The following is a 23772-nucleotide window of genomic DNA, read 5'->3' as shown; positions in this document are numbered from 1 at the left end:
CGTTCGTCAGGTTATTTCGCTTATTCAGTTCAGGCAAAACATTGATTTTGCCTGAACTGACTATCTTACCCGAGAATGGGGCCGCGCATGACCATTAAGTCGCCATTGCTGAATCTCATCGCCAAACGCCTCGTCGTTGCATTCGTCACGCTTCTTATCGTTGCCTTTACGATTTTCTTTGCGACGGCGATGCTGCCGGGTGATGTGGCTGAAATTCTTCTCGGGCAGGCGGCAACGCCAGAGGCTGTTGCCGGGCTTCGTCACGCCATGAATCTCGACCAGCCAGCCTTCCTGCGCTTCATCTATTGGCTGGGAAATCTGCTCACAGGCGATCTTGGCGTATCCTATGCCAATAATATGCCGATTGCCGATCTGATCGGCAACAGACTTATGAATTCGCTCAAACTTGCAGGCGTCACTGCTGCGATTTCGGTGCCGGTTGCGCTGTTTCTCGGTATCACTGCGGCCATCATGCGCGGCACCGTTTATGATCGCGTGGTTTCCATCATCACAATCTCGGTAATTTCGGTTCCCGAATTTATGGTCGCGACCATCGCCGTGATTGTGTTTGCCGTTTATCTTGGCTGGCTGCCCGCGCTGTCGATGGCCAATGAGGTTACATCTTTTATAGGTCTTCTGAAAGTCTTTGCCATGCCGGTTATCACGCTTAGTTTTGTGATTTCTGCGCAGATGATCCGTATGACGCGCGCAGCCGTGCTTGAGACACTCAACACCCCCTATGTTGAAATGGCGCTTCTCAAGGGAGCATCACGCAGCCGGATAGTGATGGTTCATGCGCTCCCCAATGCGCTTGGACCAATTGTCAATGCGGTTGCGCTGTCGTTATCCTACCTGCTTGGCGGCGTAATTATCGTTGAAACCATCTTTAATTATCCCGGCATAGCCAAGCTGATGCTTGATGCTGTCGCGACGCGTGATCTGCCGCTAATCCAAACCTGCGCGATGATCTTCTGCTTTGGCTATCTTCTGCTCATCACGATAGCGGACCTCATTGCCATCGTTTCAAACCCGAGGTTGCGATAACTATGACTGCTTCCGTTTCAAATCAGGGAAAGGCAAAGTCCCCGCGCTTCGGTTACAAAATCAATCTGGTCGGTGCTTTCTCCTTTCTGGTTATTCTGTGCTGGGCACTGGTCGCTATTTTTGCGCCCTGGATCGCACCGCATCCGATTGGCGAAATCGTTGATTTCGATTTCTTCGGCCCCATAAGTGCTCAGTTTCCACTTGGTACGGATTATCTGGGCCGTGATATGCTTTCGCGCATTATCTACGGCGCACGCTTTACTGTCGGAATTTCACTCGCCGCCGTTTTCCTCGCCTGTTTCTTTGGTGTGACGCTGGGCATGACAGCGGCTGTTATTGGCGGGTGGTTTGATTCAGCTTTAAGTCGTTTTCTTGATGCGCTGACATCCATCCCAAGCAAAATTTTGGCGCTCGTTATCGTTGCTGGCGTAGGCTCGTCGATCCCCATCCTGATTATCACGATGGCAGCGATCTACACGCCCGGCAGTTATCGCTTTGCACGCGCGCTTGCGATCAACATCAACACCATGGATTATGTGACCGTGGCTCGTGCGCGAGGAGAAAAGATCGGCTACCTCATTCGTTCCGAGATACTGCCGGGCATTATCGGGCCGGTTCTTGCCGATTTTGGTTTACGTTTTGTCTTTATCGTTCTGCTTTTGTCGAGCATGTCCTTTCTTGGTCTGGGTGTGCAGCCGCCATTTGCCGATTGGGGGGCACTGGTTAAAGAAAACATCGGCGGGCTGTCTTTTGCAGCACCTGCAGTTGTGTTTCCGTCCATTGCCATTGCGAGCCTCACAATCAGCGTCAATTTGCTGATCGACAATCTTCCGCAGAAGATCCGCGACAGGAGCGAATGAATGAGCAATCTTGTTGAGATCAAAAACCTTCGTGTCGACGCCAAAACTGATTCAGGGCGCAAAGTTGAGATCATTCGTGATGTCAGTTTTGAAATTGCTGAAGGTGAAATCGTCGCTCTTATCGGTGAGAGCGGTTCGGGAAAGACTACGATTGCGTTGACGTTGATGGGGTACACCCGTCCGGGTTGCGGTATCGTAAGTGGCAATATCTCTGTTGGCGGACAGGATATTGTCACTCTTTCCGAGCGCAAACGAGCGCGCAAACGTGGAACGGAAATTTCCTATGTGCCGCAGAGTGCGGCAGCTTCTTTTAATCCCGCGCATCGTATTCTGGATCAGGTCATCGAGGTGACGAAGATTCATAAGCTGATGTCAAAGGAAAAGGCGCGCAAGAAGGCGATTGAACTGTTCAAGGCGCTTGCCTTGCCAAATCCAGAAACAATTGGCGACCGCTATCCGCATCAGGTGTCGGGCGGGCAGTTGCAGCGGCTTTCAGCGGCAATGGCGCTTATTGGCGATCCCAAGCTGGTGATCTTCGATGAGCCAACGACGGCGCTTGATGTGACGACTCAGATCGAAGTCCTGCGTGCTTTCAAATCAGTGATGAAAGAGAAGCATATCGCGGGCGTGTATGTTTCGCACGATCTGGCAGTGGTGGCTCAAATCGCAGACCGCATCGTTGTGCTGAAAGGCGGGGAGATACAGGAAGTGGGTTCCACGCAAGAGATACTGCACAGCCCGCAGCACCCATATACCAAGGAACTCCTCGCAGCATTTGAGCCTGTCGTCTATGCACGGCCCGAGGTTGCAGAGACGCAAGCGCCATTACCGTTACTGGTGGTTGATAACGTGCTCGCCGGTTATGGCATGGTCGGAACGTCTGGCGAACCAGCCATGATTGCTGTCAATAATGTCAGCCTCGAATTGTCGCGCGGACAGAACCTCGGCATTATTGGTGAGTCGGGTTGTGGTAAGTCCACACTCGCCCGTGTCATTGCTGGTATCTTACCCGCTACGCGTGGAAAGATACTGTTTGAAGGCAAGGAAATGCAGAGCGACTTGCGCCATCGCAGCCGCGAGCAGTTGCGTGAATTGCAGATTGTTTTCCAGTTTGCCGATACCGCACTCAATCCAGCCAAATCGATTGCCGATATTTTGGCGCGTCCACTGACTTTCTATCACGGGATGGACAGCAAAAGTCGGGAAGCCAGAATCGATCAGTTGCTCGATATGGTGCGTTTGCCTCGCAATATGCGCTACCGCAGGCCCGGCGAGCTTTCCGGCGGACAAAAACAACGCATTAATCTCGCAAGAGCGCTGGCAGCTGATCCCAAGATGATCATCTGCGATGAAATCACATCGGCGCTCGATACGGTTGTTGCTGCGGCCATTATCGATCTGCTGAAAGAACTGCAACGCGAATTGTCGTTGTCGTATCTCTTCATCAGCCATGATCTTTCCACGGTCCGTGCGATCTGTGATAAAGTTGTTGTGATGTACGCAGGTAAAAAGGTTGAGCAGCTGAGCCCTGATATGATGGGCAGCACAGCCAGCCATCCTTATTCACGGCTGTTGTTCTCGTCAGTGCCAAAGCTTGATACGGCATGGCTCGATGGTCTTGAGCAAGACCCCGAGTTGGTACGTGAGTTCACCAGAAGCTGAGTTTTTAGCTCTATTCGGTGAACATCACGTCGAGCGGGAGATGTGCTTTTACAATCGGTGATTTGAGCACGACGAAGCTGAAATACTTATCAATGCCTACATCCATATCGATCAGGCGTTCCATGATCGTCTGATATTCGACGATTCCCGCGGTGACGAATTTCACAAGATAATCGTAACCGCCTGAGACGAGATGGCATTCGATAACGGAATCGATCTTCTCCACCGTTGCCAAGAAACGTGCGAAATCGATCTGCCGGTGGTTTTTGAGCGTGACTTCGGTGAATACAGTCAGCGTCTGGCCCAGTTTTGAGACGTTAATCTGTGCCGAATATCCGGTGATATAGCCTTCAGACTGAAGTTTTTTCACCCTCATCAGACATGGGCTAGGTGACAGATTGACGAGTTCGGCAAGTTCGACATTGGTTATCCGCCCATTCTTCTGCATTTCAGATAGAATCTTGATGTCGATCTTGTCTAGTTTCATAGTAAAACCACTCATTCGGTACTCTGAATTAGGATTATTATCATTTTCGCCGCAAGCTGCAATCGTAGCATTTGCGGTCCTCCATATTCAGTGCAGCATGGAACCAGACAGAGTTTTAACGCAATAATCGCCTGTTGGAACCGCAGCAAACCATATGAAATTCTGTGTAAATGCAAACTCCGACACACGCCTTGGCGCTTGGGGCATTAGGATATTCCAAACACTGGAGCCCTGCACATGTCCGCACCCCTATTGCACATCGAAACAAACCCGACTTTGCCCGAAGAGGCTGATGTAGTTGTCATTGGTGGTGGCGTTGTGGGCGTGTTTACAGCCTATTACCTTGCGCGGAGTGGTGTGAAAGTCGCTCTGCTCGAAAAGGGGCGGATTGCAGCGGAACAGTCGAGCCGTAACTGGGGCTGGTGCCGGCAGCAGAACCGCGATGCACGTGAACTCCCTATAGCGACCAAAAGTCTGGAACTTTGGGACAAAATCGCAGAGGAAACAGGCGAAGATGCCGGATTTCGTCGTTGCGGTCTTCTTTATCTCTCTCAGGATGGAGGCGAAATTGCAGGCTGGGCACGGTGGCGTGATTTTGCAAAGTCTGTGGGTGTTACGACCCATATGCTAAGCGCTTCCGAGGCTACCCAACGTGGCAAAGCGGCAGGACGCACCTGGAAAGGCGGCGTTTTCTCGCCGACGGATGGTATTGCGGATCCGTCGCGTGCTGTTCCGGTTGTGGCTCGTGGCATCATGGCCGCTGGCGGAACGGTGCATCAGAATTGCGCAGCGCGGGGTCTTGAACTGAGTGGTGGTCGTGTGAGTGGCGTTGTAACCGAGGCAGGCACTATTCGCACGAAAACTGTGGTGATGGCGGGTGGTGCATGGGCGTCTTCCTTTTGCCATCAGCTTGGTATCCGTTTTCCACAAGCCGCCGTTCGCGCATCGATCCTTTCGGTTGCACCTGGTGCAGTTGGTTTGCCAGATGCTTTGCACACATCACAAGTGTCACTCACCCGACGTTTTGACGGCGGATATACGCTTGCAATCAGCGGACGGGCGCGTGTGGATATTACACCACAACAATTGCGTTTCAGCCGTGAATTCATACCGATGTTCACGCGTCGCTGGCGTAGTCTTGCCCCCGGCGGCATTCAAGGCTGGTGTTCTGGGCACGAAACGTTGAGCAAATGGTCCTTGGATAAGATTACGCCTATGGAAAGAAATCGCATTCTTGATCCTAGGCCTGATGAGGGACAGATCAGGCTTACTTATCAGAGAGCGCGTGATCTATTGCCCGAACTGTCAAAAACACCGATTGCAAATCGTTGGGCGGGTTACATCGACAGTACGCCGGATGGCGTGCCGGCAATTGGCGAGATCGAAACCGTTCCTGGGTTCATTCTGGCGGCAGGTTTTAGCGGGCACGGATTTGGGATTGGTCCCGGTGCGGGGCACATGATTGCCGATGTAATTTTAGGACGTGAGCCAATTGTTGATCCAATTCCTTATCAGCCTGAACGGTTAAACCATAGTGCATGGGGCAAGGTCGCTGAATTTTAATTGTAATTGTAACTGGTATAAGATCCTTGGTGCCGCCGTTTGGCTGTGATTTTTCTGATTGTGGCGTATGGTGCGACCATGCGGGACAGAGGCGCCAGGAGCACGAAAGTGCAGGCAGGCGATGTATATGATGAGCTGTGACTTGTGTTTGTAGCTGGCTGCAGCGCGCCGGCTTTTTAAAAAGGCTATGGCAACTAACGGCGTTCCGCAAAAAGTAGTCATTGACAAAAGTAGAGCAAATCTTGCTGGCCTACAGGTCGCCAATACGATCCTGAAATCCTTCAGATCAAGTATCTCAATAATATCCTTGAACAAGATCACCGCTTTATCAGCTAACCGCATAACCTGAAATATTTTACAAACCTCTGCACCGAAGTACTCTTTGGTGTGTGACTATGACTTGATGAAAAGACATAGCTGAACGGACCGCATAATCAGAAGAATCCGTGGTGCTGTCTTGCGCATGAAAGCGTGCCAGCTTGATAGATATCTGATCAGGCGGATAACATCAGGGCCAGCGGCATCGTAAAAGGCCGCACAAAAGGCCGGAGATATGACTGCACTCGACCGCTCTGTATTCATCTCTCTTTAGCCACTTGCCAAAGGGGCACCATCCAGATCTGGCGATACCCTCCAAAGCCAAGATTCCGGCACCAGCTCATGCCGTGTGGTTCTTATTATCGCCCCTGTATTGGGAAGCTAAAATTAGAAATTTGGCTTGACTAAACTTATGACATAAGTCATATGACAGATGCTGTGTTTACTTAATGCGGTTCAGCGCACTTGAAGGACGCTGCAGAAGGAAAGTCGAAGCGCCATAGGGAACGTGCTTGGACAAATAAAGCTGGAGGAAATCATGATTACGAAACTGTTCAGGCGGTTTGCACTCGCGGCATCTTTCGCGTCTGCCATTTGCATGGGTGCGTCATCGGCGATTGCGCAATCTCTGTCGGATATTACTGCAAAAGGTACCGTCACGATCGGTGTTCTCACGGGTATTCCGCCCTACGATACCGTCGATGTTAGCGGTAAGACCGATGGCTTTCTCGTCGATGTGGCACGCGATGCAGCAAAGGCGCTTGGCGTTAATCTTGAAGTTGTGCCTGTCAATAATGCCTCCCGCTCGGCAGCGCTGGAGTCGGGTCGCGTAGATCTTCTGATTGCGCAGATGACGGCGACGCCTGAACGCGCAAAGACATTCCTGATGACCAATCCTTATGGCGCTTATGAAATGCGTTTCATTGCTGCCAAGGATATGAAAATTGAAACTCTGCCGGATTTGGCTGGAAAGCGCATCTCAGTGCCGAAGGGAAGCACTCAGGATGTAGCGGTTAGCGGCTACGGTATTGAAGGGCTAGAAGTTGTACGCTTTGATGACGATGCCCTTGCGATGCAGGCTCTCATTTCAGGACAGGTCGATGCGACTGCAGCGGTTGCAACCGTTGCTGAAGATATCATCAAAAAACGCAACCTCACCAATCTGGAGATCAAAATAGACCTGCCGATCTTCACGCTCTATTGGTCGATGGCAACCCGCAAGGGCTCTACCGAGCTTCATCAGTGGTTGAACAACTTCATCTATTATCAGGAAGTGACGGGTCGTCTGAATGAACTCCACGAGAAGTGGATTGGCGGACCTATTCCGGGTGGAAAACTGCCGACTTTCTAAGTCTTTTCTCTTTGAACGGCGTCGCATGCCACGATGTATGCGACTGCCTGTTCCTTCATGCTGTGTTCTTTGTGCAAGGCTCTGCCTGACGAAAGAATAGCATAAAAGTTAAAGCGTTACGGCATCTCGCAATCTCGATCCTGCGCCGCTGCTAACTCTGAAAGATCAACACAATGGCCTATGAGATGGACTTTGCTCCGGTCTTAGCCCGGTCTCCCGAGCTTGTAACCGGAACAATCAACACGATAATTCTGTCTGCGCAGGCAATCGCAATCGGTCTTACGATCGGTCTTGCTGTGGCTCTGCTACGCTTCGATGGCCCACGCTGGGGCAGGAAAATCGGCGCGGTCTATGTTGAAGCATTCCGCAATACACCGCTTCTGGTTCAGCTTTTCCTGATTTATTTCGGTTTGCCCTATACTGGGATAAAAATGGATGCCAATCAGGCCGCTATTTTTGCCGTATCTCTCAATTTGGGTGCGTACTCAGCGGAGATATTCCGTGCTGGTTTGGTTGCCATTCCAAAGACCCAGATTCAGGCTGGGCTGGCGCTGGGTATGTCTCAGTTACAGGTTATGCGCTATGTCGTTTTGGTCCCTGCCTTGCAGGTGGTTTACCCTGCGCTGACCGGGCAGCTCACTCTTACTTTACTTGGCACTTCAATAGTGTCTGCCATTTCGGCAAATGAGCTGACCATGGCGGCAGGGACAATCGAGTCCCAGACATTCCGAAGCCTGGAAACGTTTCTGACTGTGGCTGTTATCTACATCTGCATCACTTTCTTCTTTCGCTTCATCTACATGCTGTTCGGTCTGTGGTTGTTCCGTCGTCGCGTGGATGTCAGCAATGAAACAGCGGCACTGATGCTTGATGTACAGGAGCAAAAGCCATGATCCAGTCATTCGGATGGACAAGCATTCAGTTCCTGATCCAAGGCCTTTGGTGGACGGTAGGTCTTTCGCTTATCACCTTTGTCTGTGGCGGTTTTCTCGGATTGCTCTTTGCGCTGGGTCGCTCGCTGGGGCCAAGCTGGCTGCGTTGGATCATCATGGGCTATATCCAGCTTGTGCAGGCAACGCCGCTTCTGATCCTGTTGTTCCTGTCGTTCTACGGCTTGAGCTTCCTTGGGCTCTACTTCCCGCCATTGACTGCGGCAGCGATCTCGCTGACGATTTATACGACGGCCTTTCTTGCGGATATCTGGCGTGGTTGTATTGAATCCATACCGCGTGCCCAGTGGGAAGCCTCGGATTCACTCGCGCTGAGCGGACTACAAAAACTGCGTTATGTGATCTTGCCACAAGCTTTCCGGATCGCGCTCGGGCCAACTGTCGGTTTCATGGTGCAGGTGGTCAAGAATACCTCGGTGACGGCCTTGATCGGTTTTGTCGAACTCACTCGTGCCGGGCAGCTTCTCAACAATATGACCTTTCAGCCTTTCCACGTTTTCCTGACGGTTGCGGTAATGTATTTCGCCCTTTGCTATCCGTTGTCGTGGTGGAGCGAGAAATTAAAGGAGCAGAAAAATGCCAGCGCTGCGCATTGATAACCTGCAGAAGTCTTTCGGATCAATTCACGTTCTCAAAGGGGTGAGCCTTTCAGTCGAGGCTGGCGAAACAGTCGCGGTGATCGGGCGGTCGGGTTCGGGCAAGAGCACCATGCTCCGTTGCATTAATGGGCTTGAGCTATTTAACGCCGGGTCGATTGAGGTGGTTGGACACAAGCTTGATGGCACCAACAAACGCTTGCGTGATTTACGCAAGGAAGTTGGAATGGTGTTCCAGAGCTATAATCTGTTTCCGCACCTGACGGTCGCTGAAAATATCAAGCTGGCTCCACGCATCGTCAAAGATGTGCCCATGGCGGAGCAGGATGCACTCGTCAACGAGGTGTTATCCAAGGTAGGCCTTCTTGAAAAGAAAAACGCCTATCCGGACGCACTGTCAGGTGGGCAACAACAGCGAGCTGCGATTGCCAGATCTTTGGCGATGAAACCCAAAGTTATGCTGTTTGATGAAGTGACCTCGGCGCTTGATCCGGAACTGACCGGTGAGGTTCTGAAGACCATCGCCGAACTCGCCAAAACCGGCATGACCATGCTTTTGGTCACGCATGAGATGGGTTTTGCCCGCCGTGTCGCGACCCACACCGTTTTCATGCATCAGGGCAAGGTCTGGGAAGCCGGGCTTTCTGAAGAACTATTTTCAAATCCTCAAACGCCGGAGTTGCAGGCTTTTATTGCCTCCGATGTGAAGTGATCCGGCAAATCTCAATTCCCCCGTAACAACTGACTCAAGGAGAGAGCAGTGCCTGTAGTTGAAAATCTGAAACTGGCCGAAAAGCTGCGCAATGGCGAAGCGACATTCGGTACGACATTCTATACTGGTTCGACGACAGCAATCGAGGTTGCTGGCAATTGGGGGCTGGATTTCGCATTCATCGATGCTGAACACACGCCGGTCAATGTCGATACCCATATGGAAAAGCTGGTGATGTCAGCGCTTCTGTCGGGGATTGCGCCGCTGATCCGTGTTCGCGGCACCAATGAATGGGATATCCGCAAATCGCTCGAAATCGGCGCGACCGGTATTATCGTTCCGCAGGTTAATACGGCCGAACAGGCCCGCGCTATTGTGCGCGCCGCAAAATTCCCGCCTTATGGTCGTCGTGGTGGTGATGCGTCCTGCCGTGCCGCAGGATTTGCCGGACCGGGCTTTCAGTGGTCGTCCTATATGGAACGCGAGAACGCCAATAAGCTCGTAATTCCAATGGCTGAGAGCTTTGAATTCTTCGACAATATCGATGAAATTCTCGACGTCGAAGGCATTGATGTCATCAACTTCGGACCGGCCGATTATTCTATCTCGCGCCGCATTTCCATCGACTATTCCATGTCGCATCCGGAAGTAGACGAGAAGCTGAGCGAGTTGATCGAGAAGTGCCATGCGCGTGACATCAAGGTGATGGCGCCATGCATTCCGCCGGTTGCTGAAAGCGTGACCGCGCTCAAGAAGAAGGGCGTGGATATGATCATCATGGGCAATGATGTGATGTTCCTCAATGAAGGAAACCGTCGCGCCCGTGAAGCCATCGATACGTCCGCCAAGGCATAAATCTGCGAGGAGAGCACTACAATGTCTGATATTTTTAGCGTTAAAGACCGTGTAGCGGTTGTGACAGGCGGGCTTGGGCAGTTGGGAACACAGTTTTCCAAATCGCTGGCCGAAGCAGGGGCAAAGGTAGCGATCTTCAGCCGCCGCCCGTTCACTCGTGAGCAGATTGCCGAAAAGTTTCCTGGACTTGAAGATCGCATCCGTGTCTATGAAGCCAGCGTCACCGACAAGGCGGCACTGGAAGCTGCGACCAAGCAGTTGATCGCCGATTGGGGCGTACCGCATGTGCTCGTCAACAACGCAGGCATCGATTCAAAGCCTGATGGGTCGGCTGAACAGAACGCACCGTTCGAGGACTATCCGCAGAAATTCTGGGATGAAATCATAGATACCAACCTTACGGGCGTTATGCTGACCAGCCAGGTTATTGGCAGGCACATGGCTTCTGAAGGTCGTGGTTCGATCATCAATGTCGGTTCGATCTACGGTCTGGTTTCGCCCAATCAGGCGCTTTATTCCTATCGGGAAGTGCGTGATGGCAAGCCGTTTATCAAGGCGATTTCCTATGCCGCTTCCAAGTCGGGACTGATCAATCTTACGCGCTATCTTGGCACCTATTGGGGTGAAAAGAACGTTCGCGTAAACTTGATTTCATTTGGCGGTGTGAAAACGGCAAGCTTCGATAAGGAATTTATCGAAGCATTCCTCGACCGCGTACCAATGCGCCGTCAGGCCGAGATTGATGAATATAACGGCATCATCCGTTTCCTCGCCTCGGATGCCTCGTCTTACATGACAGGCTCGAACGTTGTGGTGGATGGCGGCTTTACCGCGTGGTAATTGCTGAGGTTTTCCCTGATTGAGTGGGGGCTGGATGTGCTTGCGAATATGTCTAAAACTTGACATATGCTGCGATTTTACATATGACATATGTCATAACTCTAATTTAAAAAGAAGTGCCTTCTTTCGGGCTTCGGAGCTGTAAAATGGTGATAGGTTCAGTCTCCTCACATATCGATCGCGGCAAGCTGCATATGCATATTGTTGCGGAGATTGAGGCGCGCATTCTGTCAGGGGAACTTCAGGTCGGTGAACGCCTTCCGTCCGAAGCGGAAATCGGCAGGAATTTCGGTGTCAGCACACGATCCGTTCGCGAAGCCATGCAGGTTCTTGAGACCAAGGGCCTTGTGCGCCGCAAACATGGTGAGCGAGCCGAGGTGGTACGGGATGACGTAGGCGAATTTATGGATTCCCTCGTCTCATCTGTCGGGTCACTCTTTGCTCGTGATGCGTCCTATCTCGTTCAGGCAATGGATGTACGTCGCTTGATCGAAGTGGATGTGGCGGGGCGCCTCGCATCGGGTGAGGGGGAGCTGGGAACGCCGGTCGCTGCCGCACTTGATGTCATGCGTCAGTCAGCGAAAGACAGCAACTTCACGCGTTTTGCGGAAGGCGATGCAGCCTTTCACCGGGCATTGGTTCAGTCTCTTGGCAACGAGATTCTGTCGTCCCTACATGCAAACCTGCACTCGCTGATTTCAGAAGTGATCAAGGTTTCAAGCCGCGTCCCGCGCAAGAAGCTGAGCGCGGGGCTTGCCGAACATGAGAATATTCACGGCCTGATCGCAGCAGGCAAGGCTGAGGATGCTCGCGCAGCCATGCGCGAACACATCACCAACAGCACTGCTTATCTTGAGCAGGCGATCAAGCAATCCAAAAGCCGGTCCAAAAACGAGAAGAAGAACTAAACGATGACTAACTATGATTATGCGCGTGTGAACTGGGCTGCCATCGAACGCCTTTCACGCTGGTATTCCGGTGACATCCAGGACGTAATGGATAAGCACGGCTTCTATGGTTTTCTGCAGGGCATAAGCCTGCAAAGCGCGTTAAAGCCGGGTCAGGTTATTTGCGGTCCCGTTCACACTGTTCTTTATGAAAAGAGCACAAGAACCGGCCAGCCGCAGGATGTTTATCACGGCACGATCGACAGCGTCGTCAAGGGCGGAATCCTACTTGTAGATTCATCCTGTGCCGAGGGATCAGGCACCGGCGAGCTGATGTCGACGGGTGCAAAGACCGCTGGTGCGGCAGCTACCATCGTAAATGGCACTGTGCGCGATATAGCTGAAGTCAAAAAGCTCGATTACCCGTTGTTTGGCCGGGGTGTAAGCCCTGTTGGTGTTTCGGGACGAATGGAACCCGCTAAGTCGCAGATTGATCTGAACATCAATGATGTTCGTGTGCGTCCAGGCGATGTGATTTTCGCTGATATTTCCGGTGTTGTGGTTATCCCCGAAGAATTAGTGGCCATCATTGCGGATGATGCTGATGCCAATGCCAATGCGGAGAACCAATGCCGACAACGTATACTGTCTGGTGAGAAGCTTCAGAGCATTTGGCCCCTAGGGGCAACCGGACCAGTCTAACAAGTAATTGATGAACTATGGGATCGGCGGGCCAATTCATCAAGTTTCGGCATTCCAAGCTAAATCGTTGCGTCTATAGGGCAGTGTCATGGATTGGTTCTCAGTGCCTCCGTGTTGATATGGTCTGCTAGAGTACTGTAGTATCAGTCGGTTCACCAGGACACCTCTCTCAACGTCAAACAACGTGACAAAACAACAGAAAAGGGGCGGCTATGGCGTTGACCGCAACTACTCGCCGCAAGATCGCTTCAACTGGTCTTGAAGTCACTGCACTGGGCATAGGCTCCGCCCCGCTCGGCGGCCTCTATGCAGATGTACCAAGCGCGCAGGCTTTGGAGATGTTGGACGCAGCCTGGGATCTCGGCATCCGCTATTTCGACACCGCGCCGATGTATGGCCTGACACGTTCGGAGCATCTGGTCGGGCAGGTGCTGCGCGAGCGTGACGGGAGCCATGTGTTGTCCACCAAGGTCGGGCGGCTGATGACCACTGAGCGGGCAGGGCGCAAGCTGCCGCCCGAGCCTCCGAAAAATCCGCTCGACCCCGGCTGGTGGAACGGTCTGCCGTTCCGCGAAGTCTTCGATTACAGCTATGACGGCGTGATGCGCAGCTTCGACGATAGCCAGCAGCGGCTCGGCATGACCCGTCTGGATATTCTCTATGTCCACGATGTCGGCCGTGTCACCCATGCTGACCTGCATGAATATCACTGGAGCGCGCTGACCAAAGGGGGTGGCTTCCGGGCACTACAGGAACTGAAGGAGGCAGGGGACATCAAGGGCTTCGGCCTCGGCGTCAACGAATGGGAGGCCATTCGCGATGCGCTGGAAGAGACGGATCTCGATGTCTGCATGCTGGCCGGGCGCTATTCGCTGCTTGACCGCGATGCTGGCGAAACTTTCCTGTCGCTTGCTGAAAGGCGCGACGTGTCACTGGTGCTGGCGGGCGTCTACAATTCCGGCATTCTCGCAGCCCCGAAGAGCGGACACAAGAAGTTCAACTATGCCGACGCCGATCCGAAGATCGTTGCCCGTGTTGAGGCGTTGCGCGGCGTGTGCGAGGACTACGGCGTGCCGCTTGCCGCCGCTGCCATCCGTTTTCCGGTGCGCCATCCTGCCGCGACCTGTATCGTGATCGGCGCCAAGACGGCGACGCATCTCCGGCAGAATGTCGAATGGTTCGACACCGACCTGCCAGAAGCGATCTGGGACGATCTCGATACCGCGCTGGAAAAAGCCGGCTGACCACAGAAGATGAAGAGGATACCATGCTGAAATTCATCAATCCGCTGCTGACAGGTGAGCTTCTGGCCATCCTGTGTGACATGGGCCATGGCGATGAAGTCGTGATCGTCGACGCCAATTTCCCGGCGGATGCAATCGCCGAGCGCCTCGTGCGCCTGCCGGGTATCAGCGTCACCGATGCGCTGGAAGCGGTGCTGTCCGTGCTGCCGGTCGACGATTTCGTCGACTTTCCCGCAGCCGCCATGGATGCGCCGGGCGAGCGCCCGCAGATTTACCCCGAATTCGAAGCGCTTCTGGAAAAGGCGGAAGGGCGCGTCATCGCGCTCGATCCCGTTGATCGTTTCGCCTTCTACGACCGCACGAAGGAGGCTTACGCCGTCATCGCCACCGGCGAGCGGCGGCTTTATGCCAACATTATTCTCAAGAAGGGCGTTCTGCGCGCATAACGCGGGAGCGGAGGAGACTGCATGCTCGACGCACATCACCATTTCTGGACCGTCGCCCGTGGCGATTACGGCTGGATGACGCAAGACCTGAAGCCGTTGCTGCGTGATTTCGGTCCAGAAAACCTATGGCCGCTGATGCAGCAGGCCGGTATCACCCAGACCGTTTTGGTGCAGGCCGCCGAAACGGAGGCGGAGACCGATTATCTGCTTGAGATCGCGGCGCGGACGGATTTCGTCGCCGGTGTGGTTGGCTGGCTCGATATGCTTGCCGATAATTTTCCCGAGCGGATCGATTATTATGCGGCGCAGCCGAAATGGCTCGGGCTTCGGCCGGTGCTACAGGAGCACGATCCAGCGTTGATCGCCGATCCGCGCTTCCGGGCAGCGCTGGCGGAAGTGGCGCGGCGCGGCATCCCCTTCGATATCCTGACCTTTCCCCGGCATCTGCCTGCCATGATCGATGCCCTGCATGCCACGCCCGGTCTGCACGCCATCCTAGACCACATTTCCAAGCCAGACATGACGCAGCCGATTGATAGCGGCTGGGCCGAGGGGATTTCGGGGCTCGCCGCCGTTCCCGGTCTGCATTGCAAGATCTCCGGGCTGGTGACCGAGGCGGGCGCGGATTGGTCGGCCGACCAAATCCGCCCCTTCATTGCGCATGTTGCCCGTGCCTTCGGCCCCGAACGGCTGGTCTTTGGCTCCGACTGGCCTGTCTGCACGCTGGTTGCCAGCCATGCACAGGTCATCGATCTCGCCCGCAACCTCCTCAGCGAACTCTATGGTCCCGAGGAAATACAGGCGATTATGCAAACGAACGGAATGCGCTTTTATGGGATCGGATAGTTGCTGAAAAAGGACAGCGCAATCTTAGCTTATAAAAGAGCCTTAGGAAGCGTCGATAAATTACTGATTGGACAGATTAGCTTTGGGGCTCCTCTTTTGACGGTTTTTTCGTATTCATTTGAGATGATTGATGGGCGTTGTAACTTGACAGGGTAGCCTCGCAGAACATTGCATGGCGGTTCCGCCGTGAGGATCTAAGCTATCTACTTGATTTCGGCCCTGCGTTTGCCGTCCTCCGCTTGCAGCCGAGCGGCCTATGGCTGAGAGTCGAATCGGACGAACAACTCATATGCTGGGGTCATCTCCCCCGTTTTTGAGGGGAGGCAGCAGCAGAATTTACGGATCTGTTGCAAGAATTTGGGTTGGGCGGAGCGCGCCTTAAACCGAATCCGCATGATGATTAGATCATCGTTGCGGATCCAGTTAATTTAGCCCGTTACAGGATCAGTCTTTTGCCGCTATGGCGCGATTAAACCCTTCAATCACCTTGGAACGATTGGTGTTGATTTCGTTCCAGTTTGGCAAAGAAAGGCTCTTTACACTACCATCTGCACCCCACGGCATTTTTTGCTTCGCATTGTCGGACAACTCGATGCCCTTAGTAGCGGGGCCGACAAAAATGCGTTCAGACATGCATTTTGCGGCTTCCTTGCCCACAGCAAAATCGATGAATTTCTCTGCTGCTTCTTTGCGTGGCGTGTTGGCAACAAGATGCAAGCGGATGTCGCCGCCAATTGCGCCCTCTTGAGGCACGACGAATTCGATCGGCAGGTTTTGGTCGCGCATCGCAAATACAGAGCTTGCATAATGTGCGCCAGCAATGACTTCCCCGCTCTGGAACAAGTTGGTCCCGGCACCGGCCGTGTCAAAATAAGCAGCTACGCGTAGTTTCTTAATATCTTCCAGAACTGGGTCGATTTCGCTAAGTGGAGTGCCTTTGTGCTTGGCGAGTTCCGCCAAGAAAGGTACGCCCATGGCATTGGTCGGACTTGGGAAGGTCACAGCACCTTCATATTCCGCGTTCCACNTGGCGAGTTCCGCCAAGAAAGGTACGCCCATGGCATTGGTCGGACTTGGGAAGGTCACAGCACCTTCATATTCCGCGTTCCACAGATCTTTCCAGGATTTAGGAGGCGTCTTAACCTGATCCTTGTTGTAGGCTAGACCAAGCGAATAGAAGCCAGTGCTGAGAGCGAAAATTTTGCCATCAGCATCCTTATAGATGCCTTCCTCGACCAATCCGTCTACGCCGGGGATTTTTTCTACTTCGATGTTGTCAAGTACGCCCTGTGCGGCGGCCTGCTCAGAAACACCGCCATCCAGCCACACCGCATCCAGAACAGGGGCATCCTTCTGTTGCAGCAATTTGCTCAATGTAACGCCCGAGACACCCGGTTCAGGTGTTACCTTAATGTCTGTAGCTTTGGTGAACGGGTCAATAATGCATTCCTGCAGGGCAGCACCCCATTCGCCGCCATAAGTGGCAACGGTAATGGAAGACTGTGCCATTGCTGGCGCGCTCAGACAGCCAGTTGCAATCGTGGCCATAACAATTGTTGCGAATTTGCATTGCGTCATTCCGAAACTCCCCTTTTGATGTTGTATCATTCGGTTGGAATATTAGGTATCGTGAAAACGGGAACAGCAAATTACAATTGATTTATCTGGGATAACCTCGAGTTATGAATGTCAGACAGCTTGAGGCCTTCAAGGCCATAATGGAGCTTGGAAGTTTCACGCGTGCGGCCGAGAAGCTTCACCTCACCCAGCCAGCGGTCAGTAAACTGATCATGCTTCTCGAGCACAAATGCGGGTTTCAATTATTCCACCGTCAGAAGAACGGTGTGATTCCCACAGCCGAAGGGGAGATGCTTTATTCCGAGGTTGAGCGCGTCTTTTTGGGATTGGAATCAATCTCTGCCCGGGCACGAGCGATCAAGCATTTCGATTTCGGCGAAATCGACCTTGTCGTATTTCCGTCGCTGGGCACCCGTGTACTGCCGCCGATCCTTGCCAGTTTTCTCGAAAAGAAACAGATCAAGCTCAATATGTCGAGCCGTAATTCATGGCTATTAGTGGATCGTGTCGCCACGCAAGGTATTGATGTTGGTTTCGGCATGGCCAGAACCGAGCGTCCCGGCGTACAGTTTTCCCATCTTTGTTCGATGCAAGCGGTGTGTATTCTGCCTCCATGGCATCATCTAGCGGAAAAAGACATGATCTTCGTACGCGATCTGGAGAATGAAAAATTCATATCCCTGGTCGAAGAAGACGGCGTACAGGTCGCGATTGACCGCACCTTCGGTGAATACGGTGTAACACGTAATATCGTGCTCAAATCACAGCTCTCAGAAAGTATCTGTTCGTTCGTTTCAGCAGGCCTTGGTGTTGCGATTGTCGACCCTATCAGCGCTGTCGGCTTCACCCGAGTTGAACTCGTAGTCAAACCGTTCCTCCCTGCTATCAAACAGGATATTTGGGTAATAACACCGAGTTTTCGCGAGGTGTCGCTGGGAACCCAGGCGCTCATAAAGCATGTCAGAACAGCGCTTCCAGCCAAAATAACCGAGCTTATGGAGGCCATGACGCCTGTTTCTGAGCCTTAGCTAGACCAGACATAACGAAAAGTTATGCGTGACTTTATATTAGAAATTTGATTTCCTTTGCTGCGCTGCGCATCCTTCATCGAACTTGGAAATACTTCTTATGCTGTGTGGAAGTACTTCCAATAATAGTTTGATTGAATGGAAGTATGTCATGGGAATGAATGGAACTATTACAGTTCTAACCCCAACGGGTACGTTGGGCTATGGGTTTGGTACTGAAGCACTTTCACGGGGAATGGAGCTGGGGCCTCAGGTCATCGCTGTTGATGCGGGCTCGACTGATCCGGGCCCTTCTTATCTCGGTTCAAACGAACCTCTGGTGTCAGACTTCGGAATCCGCCGTGAACTGAAGCAGTTGATTTCCGCAGGTCACAAAGCTGGCATTCCGGTTATCGTCGGTAGCGCCGGTGGCGCGGGAACCGGTGCACAAGTTGATCGCACGGTGGCCCTCGTACGCGACATTGTTGCCGAGCTTGGGATCCACATCAAATTGGCATGGATCTATTCCGATATTCCGATCGAGCGGGCGAAAGCTGCTATTCGCGCTGGCGAAGTAGTCGACTTCGAAGTCGGCTCACCTTTGACAGAAGAAATGCTCGATGAAACCTGCAATCTGGTTGCACAGATGGGGCATGAGCCTATCTGCCAAGCACTTGAAGCTGGTGCAAATGTAATTATCGCCGGCCGTGCCTGTGATGACTCAGTCATCGCTTCATATCCGATCTGGCGTGGGGCTGATCCGGCGCTCGCCATTCATATGGGCAAGATCCTTGAATGCGGTGCTTTCTCGGCTGAGCCATTTGCCATGGATGTCATGCTGGGTACAATCCATGACGAACACTTTGTTCTTGAGCCCGGTAGTATTAATCGCCGTGCGTCCGTGAAGTCGGTCGCCGCCCACTCTCTTTATGAACGCGAGAATCCATTCTCCCAAGGTGGCCCCGGCCATATTATGGATCTTTCCGACTGCGCGTTTGAGCAGATCAATGAGCGTCAGGTCAAAGTTACTGGCGCGAAAGTTTCTGATACTGAGGATTATTATATCAAGCTCGAAGGCGCCCGTCTGGCTGGTTATCGCTCGATCTGCATCGCAGGTCTGCGCTGCCCGACACTGGCAGGTTCCATTGAGCGCCTTCTGGAAGAAATGCGCGTAAAGGCGCTCGATTATTTTGCTCCTGAAACGCTGAATATCACCTTCCATCTTTATGGCCGCAATGCAGTTATGAAGCACCTGGAACAATCTGCCCCTTCGGGTCACGAGTTGGGCCTTCTGATTGATGTTGTTGCAGATAATCAGGAAATGGCACATGCTGTCTGCCACTATATCAGCGGCGGTCTGCTGCATTACCACTATCCAGAAGTGGTCAATCCGTCCGGCAATCTGGCCTTCCCTTATTCTCCGTCCGATCTCGACACCGGCCCGCATTATGAGTTCAGTGCATATCACCTGATGAAGGTGGCGTCGCCGACCGAACTCTTCCCCGTTCATTTCGAGGATCTCTGAGATGATGAATCGCCCTCTTTACGAAGTCGCCGATATTGTCCGCAGCAAGAATGCTGGGCCTTATCGCATTACATTTGATATTATTTTTACGGATAAAAAGCGTTACGAAGCCGTCCGCGATAGCGGGGCAATCACGCCTGAAGCTGTTGCTGCCGCCTATGGCCTGGATATTTCGCAAATATCGTCTTTCTTCAAGATCGATCAGGCTATGGCGATGAAGATGACGATTAAACGCCCAATTGCGCAGGGCGCTGCCGGTGATGGCGACATGTATGGTTGCCAACATCACGTCCCTCTGATGAACATTCCGGTACCAGTAACCAACATCAAGTGTGACAATGGCTAATTATATAGACGTCAGAAATCTTACCAAGCGCTACGCCGACTATGTCGCATTGAACGACGTGTCCATCGGAATCGCAGAGGGCGAGTTTCTGGCGCTTCTTGGACCAAGTGGCTGCGGGAAGACCACGCTCTTGCGATCGATTGCCGGTTTCGTCGAGAACGTGTCGGGGGAAATTTCCATTGACGGCAAATCGATGCGTAATCTGCCTCCTAATCGACGGCCGGTAAACACCGTGTTCCAGAACTATGCGCTCTTCCCGCATATGACGGTTGCCGACAATGTTGCATATGGTCCGCGCCGCAATGGTGCAAGCCGCAGTGCCGCAGCGGCTCTTGCCGAAGAAAGCCTGGCGACCGTTGGCATGCTGGACTTCAAGAAGCGCTACCCTACGCAGCTTTCCGGGGGACAGCAGCAGCGTGTGGCGCTTGCGCGGGCAATCGCGAACCGTCCAAAAGTCTTGCTGCTTGACGAGCCACTCGGTGCGCTCGATCTGAAACTACGCAAGCAGATGCAGATCGAACTGAAGGCGCTGCAAAATCAGCTCGGCATGACGTTCATCTTCGTTACCCACGATCAGGAAGAAGCATTGGTCATGGCCGACCGTATCGCAGTCATGGAGGCCGGCCGCATTGTTCAAATCGGTTCCGGCGAAGGAATCTACCACAAGCCAGCGACGCGTTATGTCGCCGGTTTCATTGGCGATGCCAACCTTATTGATTGCCGCGTAAATACAGACGGTATTTTGGAAACCGTCGATGGAAACATTGCATTCCCTATAAGCCACGATGCCAAGAATGACGTTACCGTTACTTATCTGGTTCGTCCAGAAGCGATTACGGTCAGCACTGAAGCGTCAATATCGTCAGCGGACAGGGTAAGTTTGCAGGCTGTGATCAAGGACATTGTATTCGTTGGAAATGCGACACGCGTCTATGCGGAAGTGAAGAGGCAAATTTTTACATGCCAGTTCCCATCCTCTCTACAGACAACCAGCCTGAATAGCGGCCAGCCGGTTTATATCAGCTGGCACCGTGACAACGGACAGGTGTTATCTCAATGAGAATAAAGAACCTCTGGGCCGTAATCCTCATAGCTATGCCACTGGCTTTTATGGCGGCATTTTTTCTAGTGCCGTTTCTGTTCAGCGTCGTGGCCAGCCTTCAGACCCCCGAAGGCGAATGGACGCTGAGCAACTACCAGAAAATAGTCGCGGATGGCTATTATCCCGGAATTTTCTATACGACGTTCAAACTATCCTTGATCGCCACTGTTGTATCCTTTTTCATTGCCTACCCAATCGCCTATTACGTCGTGAACATGGTGAAATCACGTAATTTACGCCGGTTCTGCTATGTTCTCGTCATTATGCCGCTGTTCACGAGTAACATCGTTCGATCTTTCGGTTGGCTGATCCTTCTTGGACGACAAGGACTTGTGAATCAGGCCTTGATCGCCTTGGGTTTGGCGGACAGGCCAATCGCAATCTTGTTTACAGAAACTGCGATCATCATTGGTCTGGCCTATATTCTGGTGCCGTTCATGGTGCTGACAATTGCGGCTGTTCTGCAAACCATTGACCGTTCACTGGTGGAAGCATCACTTGATCTCGGCAGCAGCCGCCTCGCGACATTCTTCAACATCACCTTGCCGTTGAGCCTGCCGGGTGTGATCGCAGGTTCGCTGATTGTCTTCACACTTGCCGTCAGTGCCTATGTTGTTCCTGCGATCATGAGTGGCGGACGCGTCACTGTGGCTGCGATGCCGATATTCGACAACTATTCCACGCTGTTCAACTTCAACTTTGGCGCCGCGCTGGCCGTATCGCTCCTCATTGTAACCCTTATCCTCATCACGTTGTATCTGCTGTTTATTGAACGCGGTGGCGCAAAAACTGCGAGGCGGCCATGAGCATAATTGATCGTATCGCACGATTGGGCGTCATCCTTCTGGCTTGGGCGGGTCTTGTTTTCCTGACTCTTCCTCTCGTGATAATCGTTGCAACTTCGTTCACAGAGACCCAGTTTCTTGCCTTCCCGCCTGTTGGTTTTACCTTCAAATGGTATGGCGAATTCCTCAAGGATACGTCCTATCTGGAATCGATCTGGACGAGCGTCGCCATTGCTGCAGTCGCCACCGTTCTCGCAATCATCATCGGCATTCTGGCGGCTTTGGTTGTCTCACGCAGTGACATGAAGGGAAAACGGATCGTCAGCACGGTCTTCATCGCGCCGCTCATCCTCCCCACAATCGTCATTGGTGCGGCACTCCTGCAATATGCCAATGCCCTGGGATTTGCGCGCAGTTTCTTTGCGCTCGTCGTCGGACACACGGTTATCGTTGTACCTTATGTATTGCGCACGGTGCTCGCTTCACTCGAGCGCTTTGACCAATCGCTTGAAGAAGCCAGCCAGGATCTCGGCGGAACAGCAGTTTCGACCTTCTTTCTGATCACCCTTCCAATCATCAAGCCCGGTCTTGTTGCAGGCGCGCTTTTTGCCTTCATCATCTCGTGGATCAACGTCGAGCTGTCAATCTTCAACGCGACCGCAGACTTGATGCCGATCCCGGTTAAACTCTTCAACTACGTCCAATATGCGGTCGATCCAATGCTGGCCGCTGTCTCTGCCACAACGATCTATGTCGCGATCATCGCGGTCATTGTCCTCGATGTTTTTGTCGGCATTGACCGAGTGGCGGCGTCACAGAAGTAATGAAATAAAGGGAAACTCAAAAAATGTTATCCGTTTCGGAAAACGCTGAAGGTGCGTCAGCGCTGGGCGACATCCGTGTGCTTGAGCTCGGCTCCATGTTGGCCGGACCCTTTGTCGGCTCTCTTCTGGGCGACTTTGGCGCTCAGGTAATCAAGGTTGAAAAGCCCGGCAAGCCGGACGCCCTGCGTGAATGGCCACCGCACAAGGACGAAGTGCCGCTGTGGTGGAAATCCATGGCCCGCAACAAGCATGCTGTGACGCTGGATATTTCTCGTCCGCAAGCACGCGATGTTGCGCTGAAGCTGATCAGCGGAAGCGATATCGTGATCGAAAACTTCCGTCCGGGCACGATGGAACGCTGGGGGCTTTCCCCACATGAACTGCGTGAACAGTTTCCACATATCATCTGGGTGCGCGTCAGCGGCTGGGGCCAGACCGGCCCCAAATCTCAAGAAGGCGGCTATGCCACCATCGCTGAAGCTTTCTCTGGCCTCTCGTCATTCACCGGTTACCCGGATAAGGGCCCGATGGTTTCAGCCTTTCCGATGGGCGATTATCTGGCAGGTGTTTTTGGCGCTTTTGGTGCTCTGGCAGCACTGCATAACCGCACAAAGTCCGGTCAGGGTCAGATTATCGACGTTGCGCTTTATGAACCGATCCTGCGCATCATCGAGTCACTTGTCGTGCGTTACGATCAGACTGGTCGCGGCAAACCACTTCTCGGCAATCAGATGGAAGAAGACGTTCCACGCAACGTTTATGCTACGGCAGATGGCGGCGCGATTGCCATCAGTTGTGGGTCGCAAAGCATCTATGAAGGTCTCGCCAATGCAATGGAGCGCCCTGATCTTATCAGCGACCCGTGTTTCCTGACCATGGCGTTGCGGGTCGAACACCGCGATGTCGTTGATGCGGAAGTGGCGGCTTGGATGAAAGCACAAACTACGCAGGGTGCTCTGCAAAAACTGCACGAATTCCGCGTGGTTGCTGGCAAGGTCAATACAATCGAGGATGTTTTTGCTGAACCGCATATAGCCGCGCGCAAAGCTATCGAAACCATCGTTGACAGCCAGCTTGGTCCTATCCGTATGCCAGCCCCGACACCTAGATTATCGGACACACCAGGAAATATTCGCTGGGCCGGCCAGATGCCCGGCGATGCAAACGAAGAAATTTTCGGCAAATTGCTTGGCATGAGCAGTGACGAAATCGACGCACTTCGCGCACAGAAAATCATTTGAG

At 52.8% G+C, this 23772-nt stretch carries 24 protein-coding genes and 1 pseudogene; 23 read left to right on the top strand and 2 right to left on the bottom strand.

Features of this window, described 5'->3' with window-relative positions; all coding sequences use genetic code 11:
• Positions 1-87 precede the first annotated feature (87 nt).
• From KUG47_RS15655 to KUG47_RS15645, 3 genes are read left to right on the top strand one after another with little or no spacing between them, the layout of a single operon-like run.
• Positions 88-1044 carry an ABC transporter permease gene (locus tag KUG47_RS15655; RefSeq protein WP_254799596.1) on the top strand — a complete coding sequence of 319 codons (957 nt, stop codon included), beginning with the start codon at positions 88-90 and terminating at the stop codon, positions 1042-1044.
• A complete protein-coding gene (locus tag KUG47_RS15650; RefSeq protein ID WP_217679007.1) occupies positions 1041-1904 on the top strand; it encodes an ABC transporter permease in 864 nt (287 codons plus the stop codon). Before KUG47_RS15655 ends, KUG47_RS15650 begins: the two co-directional genes overlap by 4 nt.
• Positions 1905-3566 (top strand): ABC transporter ATP-binding protein, encoded by a 1662-nt coding sequence (locus tag KUG47_RS15645; protein ID WP_217678910.1) that lies wholly within the window; start codon positions 1905-1907, stop codon positions 3564-3566.
• A gap of 10 nt (positions 3567-3576) precedes the next feature.
• On the opposite strand, the gene KUG47_RS15640 is transcribed toward KUG47_RS15645, so the two are convergent.
• The gene (locus KUG47_RS15640) at positions 3577-4053 is read right to left on the bottom strand and encodes an Lrp/AsnC family transcriptional regulator (protein ID WP_217679006.1); all 477 of its coding nucleotides are present in this window, start codon (positions 4051-4053) and stop codon (positions 3577-3579) included.
• Positions 4054-4290: 237 nt separating this feature from the next.
• On the opposite strand from KUG47_RS15640, the gene KUG47_RS15635 reads away from it, so the two are divergent.
• The 13 genes and pseudogenes from KUG47_RS15635 (at position 4291) to KUG47_RS15575 (ending at position 15363) form a co-directional block, all read left to right on the top strand.
• Positions 4291-5616, top strand: coding sequence for an NAD(P)/FAD-dependent oxidoreductase (locus tag KUG47_RS15635; RefSeq protein WP_217678909.1), 1326 nt, complete (start codon positions 4291-4293; stop codon positions 5614-5616).
• 160 nt (positions 5617-5776) lie between these two features.
• A pseudogene (locus tag KUG47_RS15630) lies at positions 5777-5946 on the top strand (IS6 family transposase); the annotation flags it as partial.
• A 526-nt stretch (positions 5947-6472) separates the two neighbouring features.
• Positions 6473-7285, top strand: a complete 813-nt coding sequence (locus KUG47_RS15625; protein ID WP_217678908.1) for a transporter substrate-binding domain-containing protein — start codon at positions 6473-6475, stop codon at positions 7283-7285.
• A gap of 173 nt (positions 7286-7458) precedes the next feature.
• The gene (locus tag KUG47_RS15620; RefSeq protein WP_217678907.1) at positions 7459-8178 is read left to right on the top strand and encodes an amino acid ABC transporter permease; all 720 of its coding nucleotides are present in this window, start codon (positions 7459-7461) and stop codon (positions 8176-8178) included.
• Positions 8175-8831, top strand: a complete 657-nt coding sequence (locus KUG47_RS15615) for an amino acid ABC transporter permease (RefSeq protein ID WP_217678906.1) — start codon at positions 8175-8177, stop codon at positions 8829-8831. Before KUG47_RS15620 ends, KUG47_RS15615 begins: the two co-directional genes overlap by 4 nt.
• Positions 8812-9543, top strand: coding sequence for an amino acid ABC transporter ATP-binding protein (locus KUG47_RS15610; RefSeq protein WP_217678905.1), 732 nt, complete (start codon positions 8812-8814; stop codon positions 9541-9543). The genes KUG47_RS15615 and KUG47_RS15610 overlap by 20 nt, the downstream gene beginning before the upstream one ends.
• 48 nt (positions 9544-9591) lie before the next feature.
• Positions 9592-10398, top strand: a complete 807-nt coding sequence (locus KUG47_RS15605) for an HpcH/HpaI aldolase family protein (protein WP_217678904.1) — start codon at positions 9592-9594, stop codon at positions 10396-10398.
• Between the two features lie 21 nt (positions 10399-10419).
• Positions 10420-11238, top strand: a complete 819-nt coding sequence (locus KUG47_RS15600) for an SDR family oxidoreductase (protein ID WP_217678903.1) — start codon at positions 10420-10422, stop codon at positions 11236-11238.
• A gap of 146 nt (positions 11239-11384) precedes the next feature.
• The gene (locus KUG47_RS15595; protein WP_217678902.1) at positions 11385-12146 is read left to right on the top strand and encodes a FadR/GntR family transcriptional regulator; all 762 of its coding nucleotides are present in this window, start codon (positions 11385-11387) and stop codon (positions 12144-12146) included.
• A gap of 3 nt (positions 12147-12149) precedes the next feature.
• Complete coding sequence (locus tag KUG47_RS15590; protein WP_217678901.1) at positions 12150-12827, top strand: RraA family protein; 678 nt, start codon at positions 12150-12152, stop codon at positions 12825-12827.
• Between the two features lie 212 nt (positions 12828-13039).
• Complete coding sequence (locus KUG47_RS15585; RefSeq protein ID WP_217678900.1) at positions 13040-14071, top strand: aldo/keto reductase; 1032 nt, start codon at positions 13040-13042, stop codon at positions 14069-14071.
• Positions 14072-14094: 23 nt separating this feature from the next.
• Entirely contained in the window at positions 14095-14517 is a 423-nt protein-coding gene (locus KUG47_RS15580) for an RbsD/FucU family protein (RefSeq protein WP_217678899.1), read from the top strand.
• A 21-nt stretch (positions 14518-14538) separates the two neighbouring features.
• The gene (locus KUG47_RS15575; RefSeq protein ID WP_217678898.1) at positions 14539-15363 is read left to right on the top strand and encodes an amidohydrolase family protein; all 825 of its coding nucleotides are present in this window, start codon (positions 14539-14541) and stop codon (positions 15361-15363) included.
• 444 nt (positions 15364-15807) lie between these two features.
• Here KUG47_RS15575 and KUG47_RS15570 read toward each other — a convergent pair whose 3' ends face one another.
• Positions 15808-16872, bottom strand: a complete 1065-nt coding sequence (locus tag KUG47_RS15570) for an ABC transporter substrate-binding protein (RefSeq protein ID WP_422718100.1) — start codon at positions 16870-16872, stop codon at positions 15808-15810.
• Positions 16873-17045: 173 nt separating this feature from the next.
• Here KUG47_RS15570 and KUG47_RS15565 point away from each other — a divergent pair, with 173 nt between their 5' ends.
• From KUG47_RS15565 to KUG47_RS15535, 7 genes are all read left to right on the top strand, one after another.
• Entirely contained in the window at positions 17046-17969 is a 924-nt protein-coding gene (locus tag KUG47_RS15565; RefSeq protein ID WP_217678896.1) for a LysR substrate-binding domain-containing protein, read from the top strand.
• Positions 17970-18054: 85 nt separating this feature from the next.
• Positions 18055-19473 carry an acyclic terpene utilization AtuA family protein gene (locus KUG47_RS15560; protein WP_217678895.1) on the top strand — a complete coding sequence of 473 codons (1419 nt, stop codon included), beginning with the start codon at positions 18055-18057 and terminating at the stop codon, positions 19471-19473.
• Position 19474: 1 nt separating this feature from the next.
• Positions 19475-19819: a DUF4387 domain-containing protein gene (locus tag KUG47_RS15555; RefSeq protein ID WP_217678894.1), complete on the top strand. Its 345-nt coding sequence runs from the start codon at positions 19475-19477 to the stop codon at positions 19817-19819.
• On the top strand, positions 19812-20879 hold the full coding sequence (locus tag KUG47_RS15550; RefSeq protein WP_217678893.1) for an ABC transporter ATP-binding protein: 1068 nt from the start codon (positions 19812-19814) through the stop codon (positions 20877-20879). Before KUG47_RS15555 ends, KUG47_RS15550 begins: the two co-directional genes overlap by 8 nt.
• A gap of 50 nt (positions 20880-20929) precedes the next feature.
• Positions 20930-21727: an ABC transporter permease gene (locus tag KUG47_RS15545; RefSeq protein ID WP_254799594.1), complete on the top strand. Its 798-nt coding sequence runs from the start codon at positions 20930-20932 to the stop codon at positions 21725-21727.
• Positions 21724-22530 (top strand): ABC transporter permease, encoded by an 807-nt coding sequence (locus KUG47_RS15540; protein ID WP_217678891.1) that lies wholly within the window; start codon positions 21724-21726, stop codon positions 22528-22530. The genes KUG47_RS15545 and KUG47_RS15540 overlap by 4 nt, the downstream gene beginning before the upstream one ends.
• 23 nt (positions 22531-22553) lie before the next feature.
• On the top strand, positions 22554-23771 hold the full coding sequence (locus KUG47_RS15535) for a CaiB/BaiF CoA transferase family protein (RefSeq protein ID WP_217678890.1): 1218 nt from the start codon (positions 22554-22556) through the stop codon (positions 23769-23771).
• Position 23772: the final 1 nt, after the last annotated feature.

The sequence above is a fragment of the Falsochrobactrum tianjinense genome, from assembly GCF_019100495.1.
GTDB lineage: Bacteria > Pseudomonadota > Alphaproteobacteria > Rhizobiales > Rhizobiaceae > Brucella > Brucella tianjinense.
This window is presented reverse-complemented; position numbering and strand designations above follow the sequence as displayed.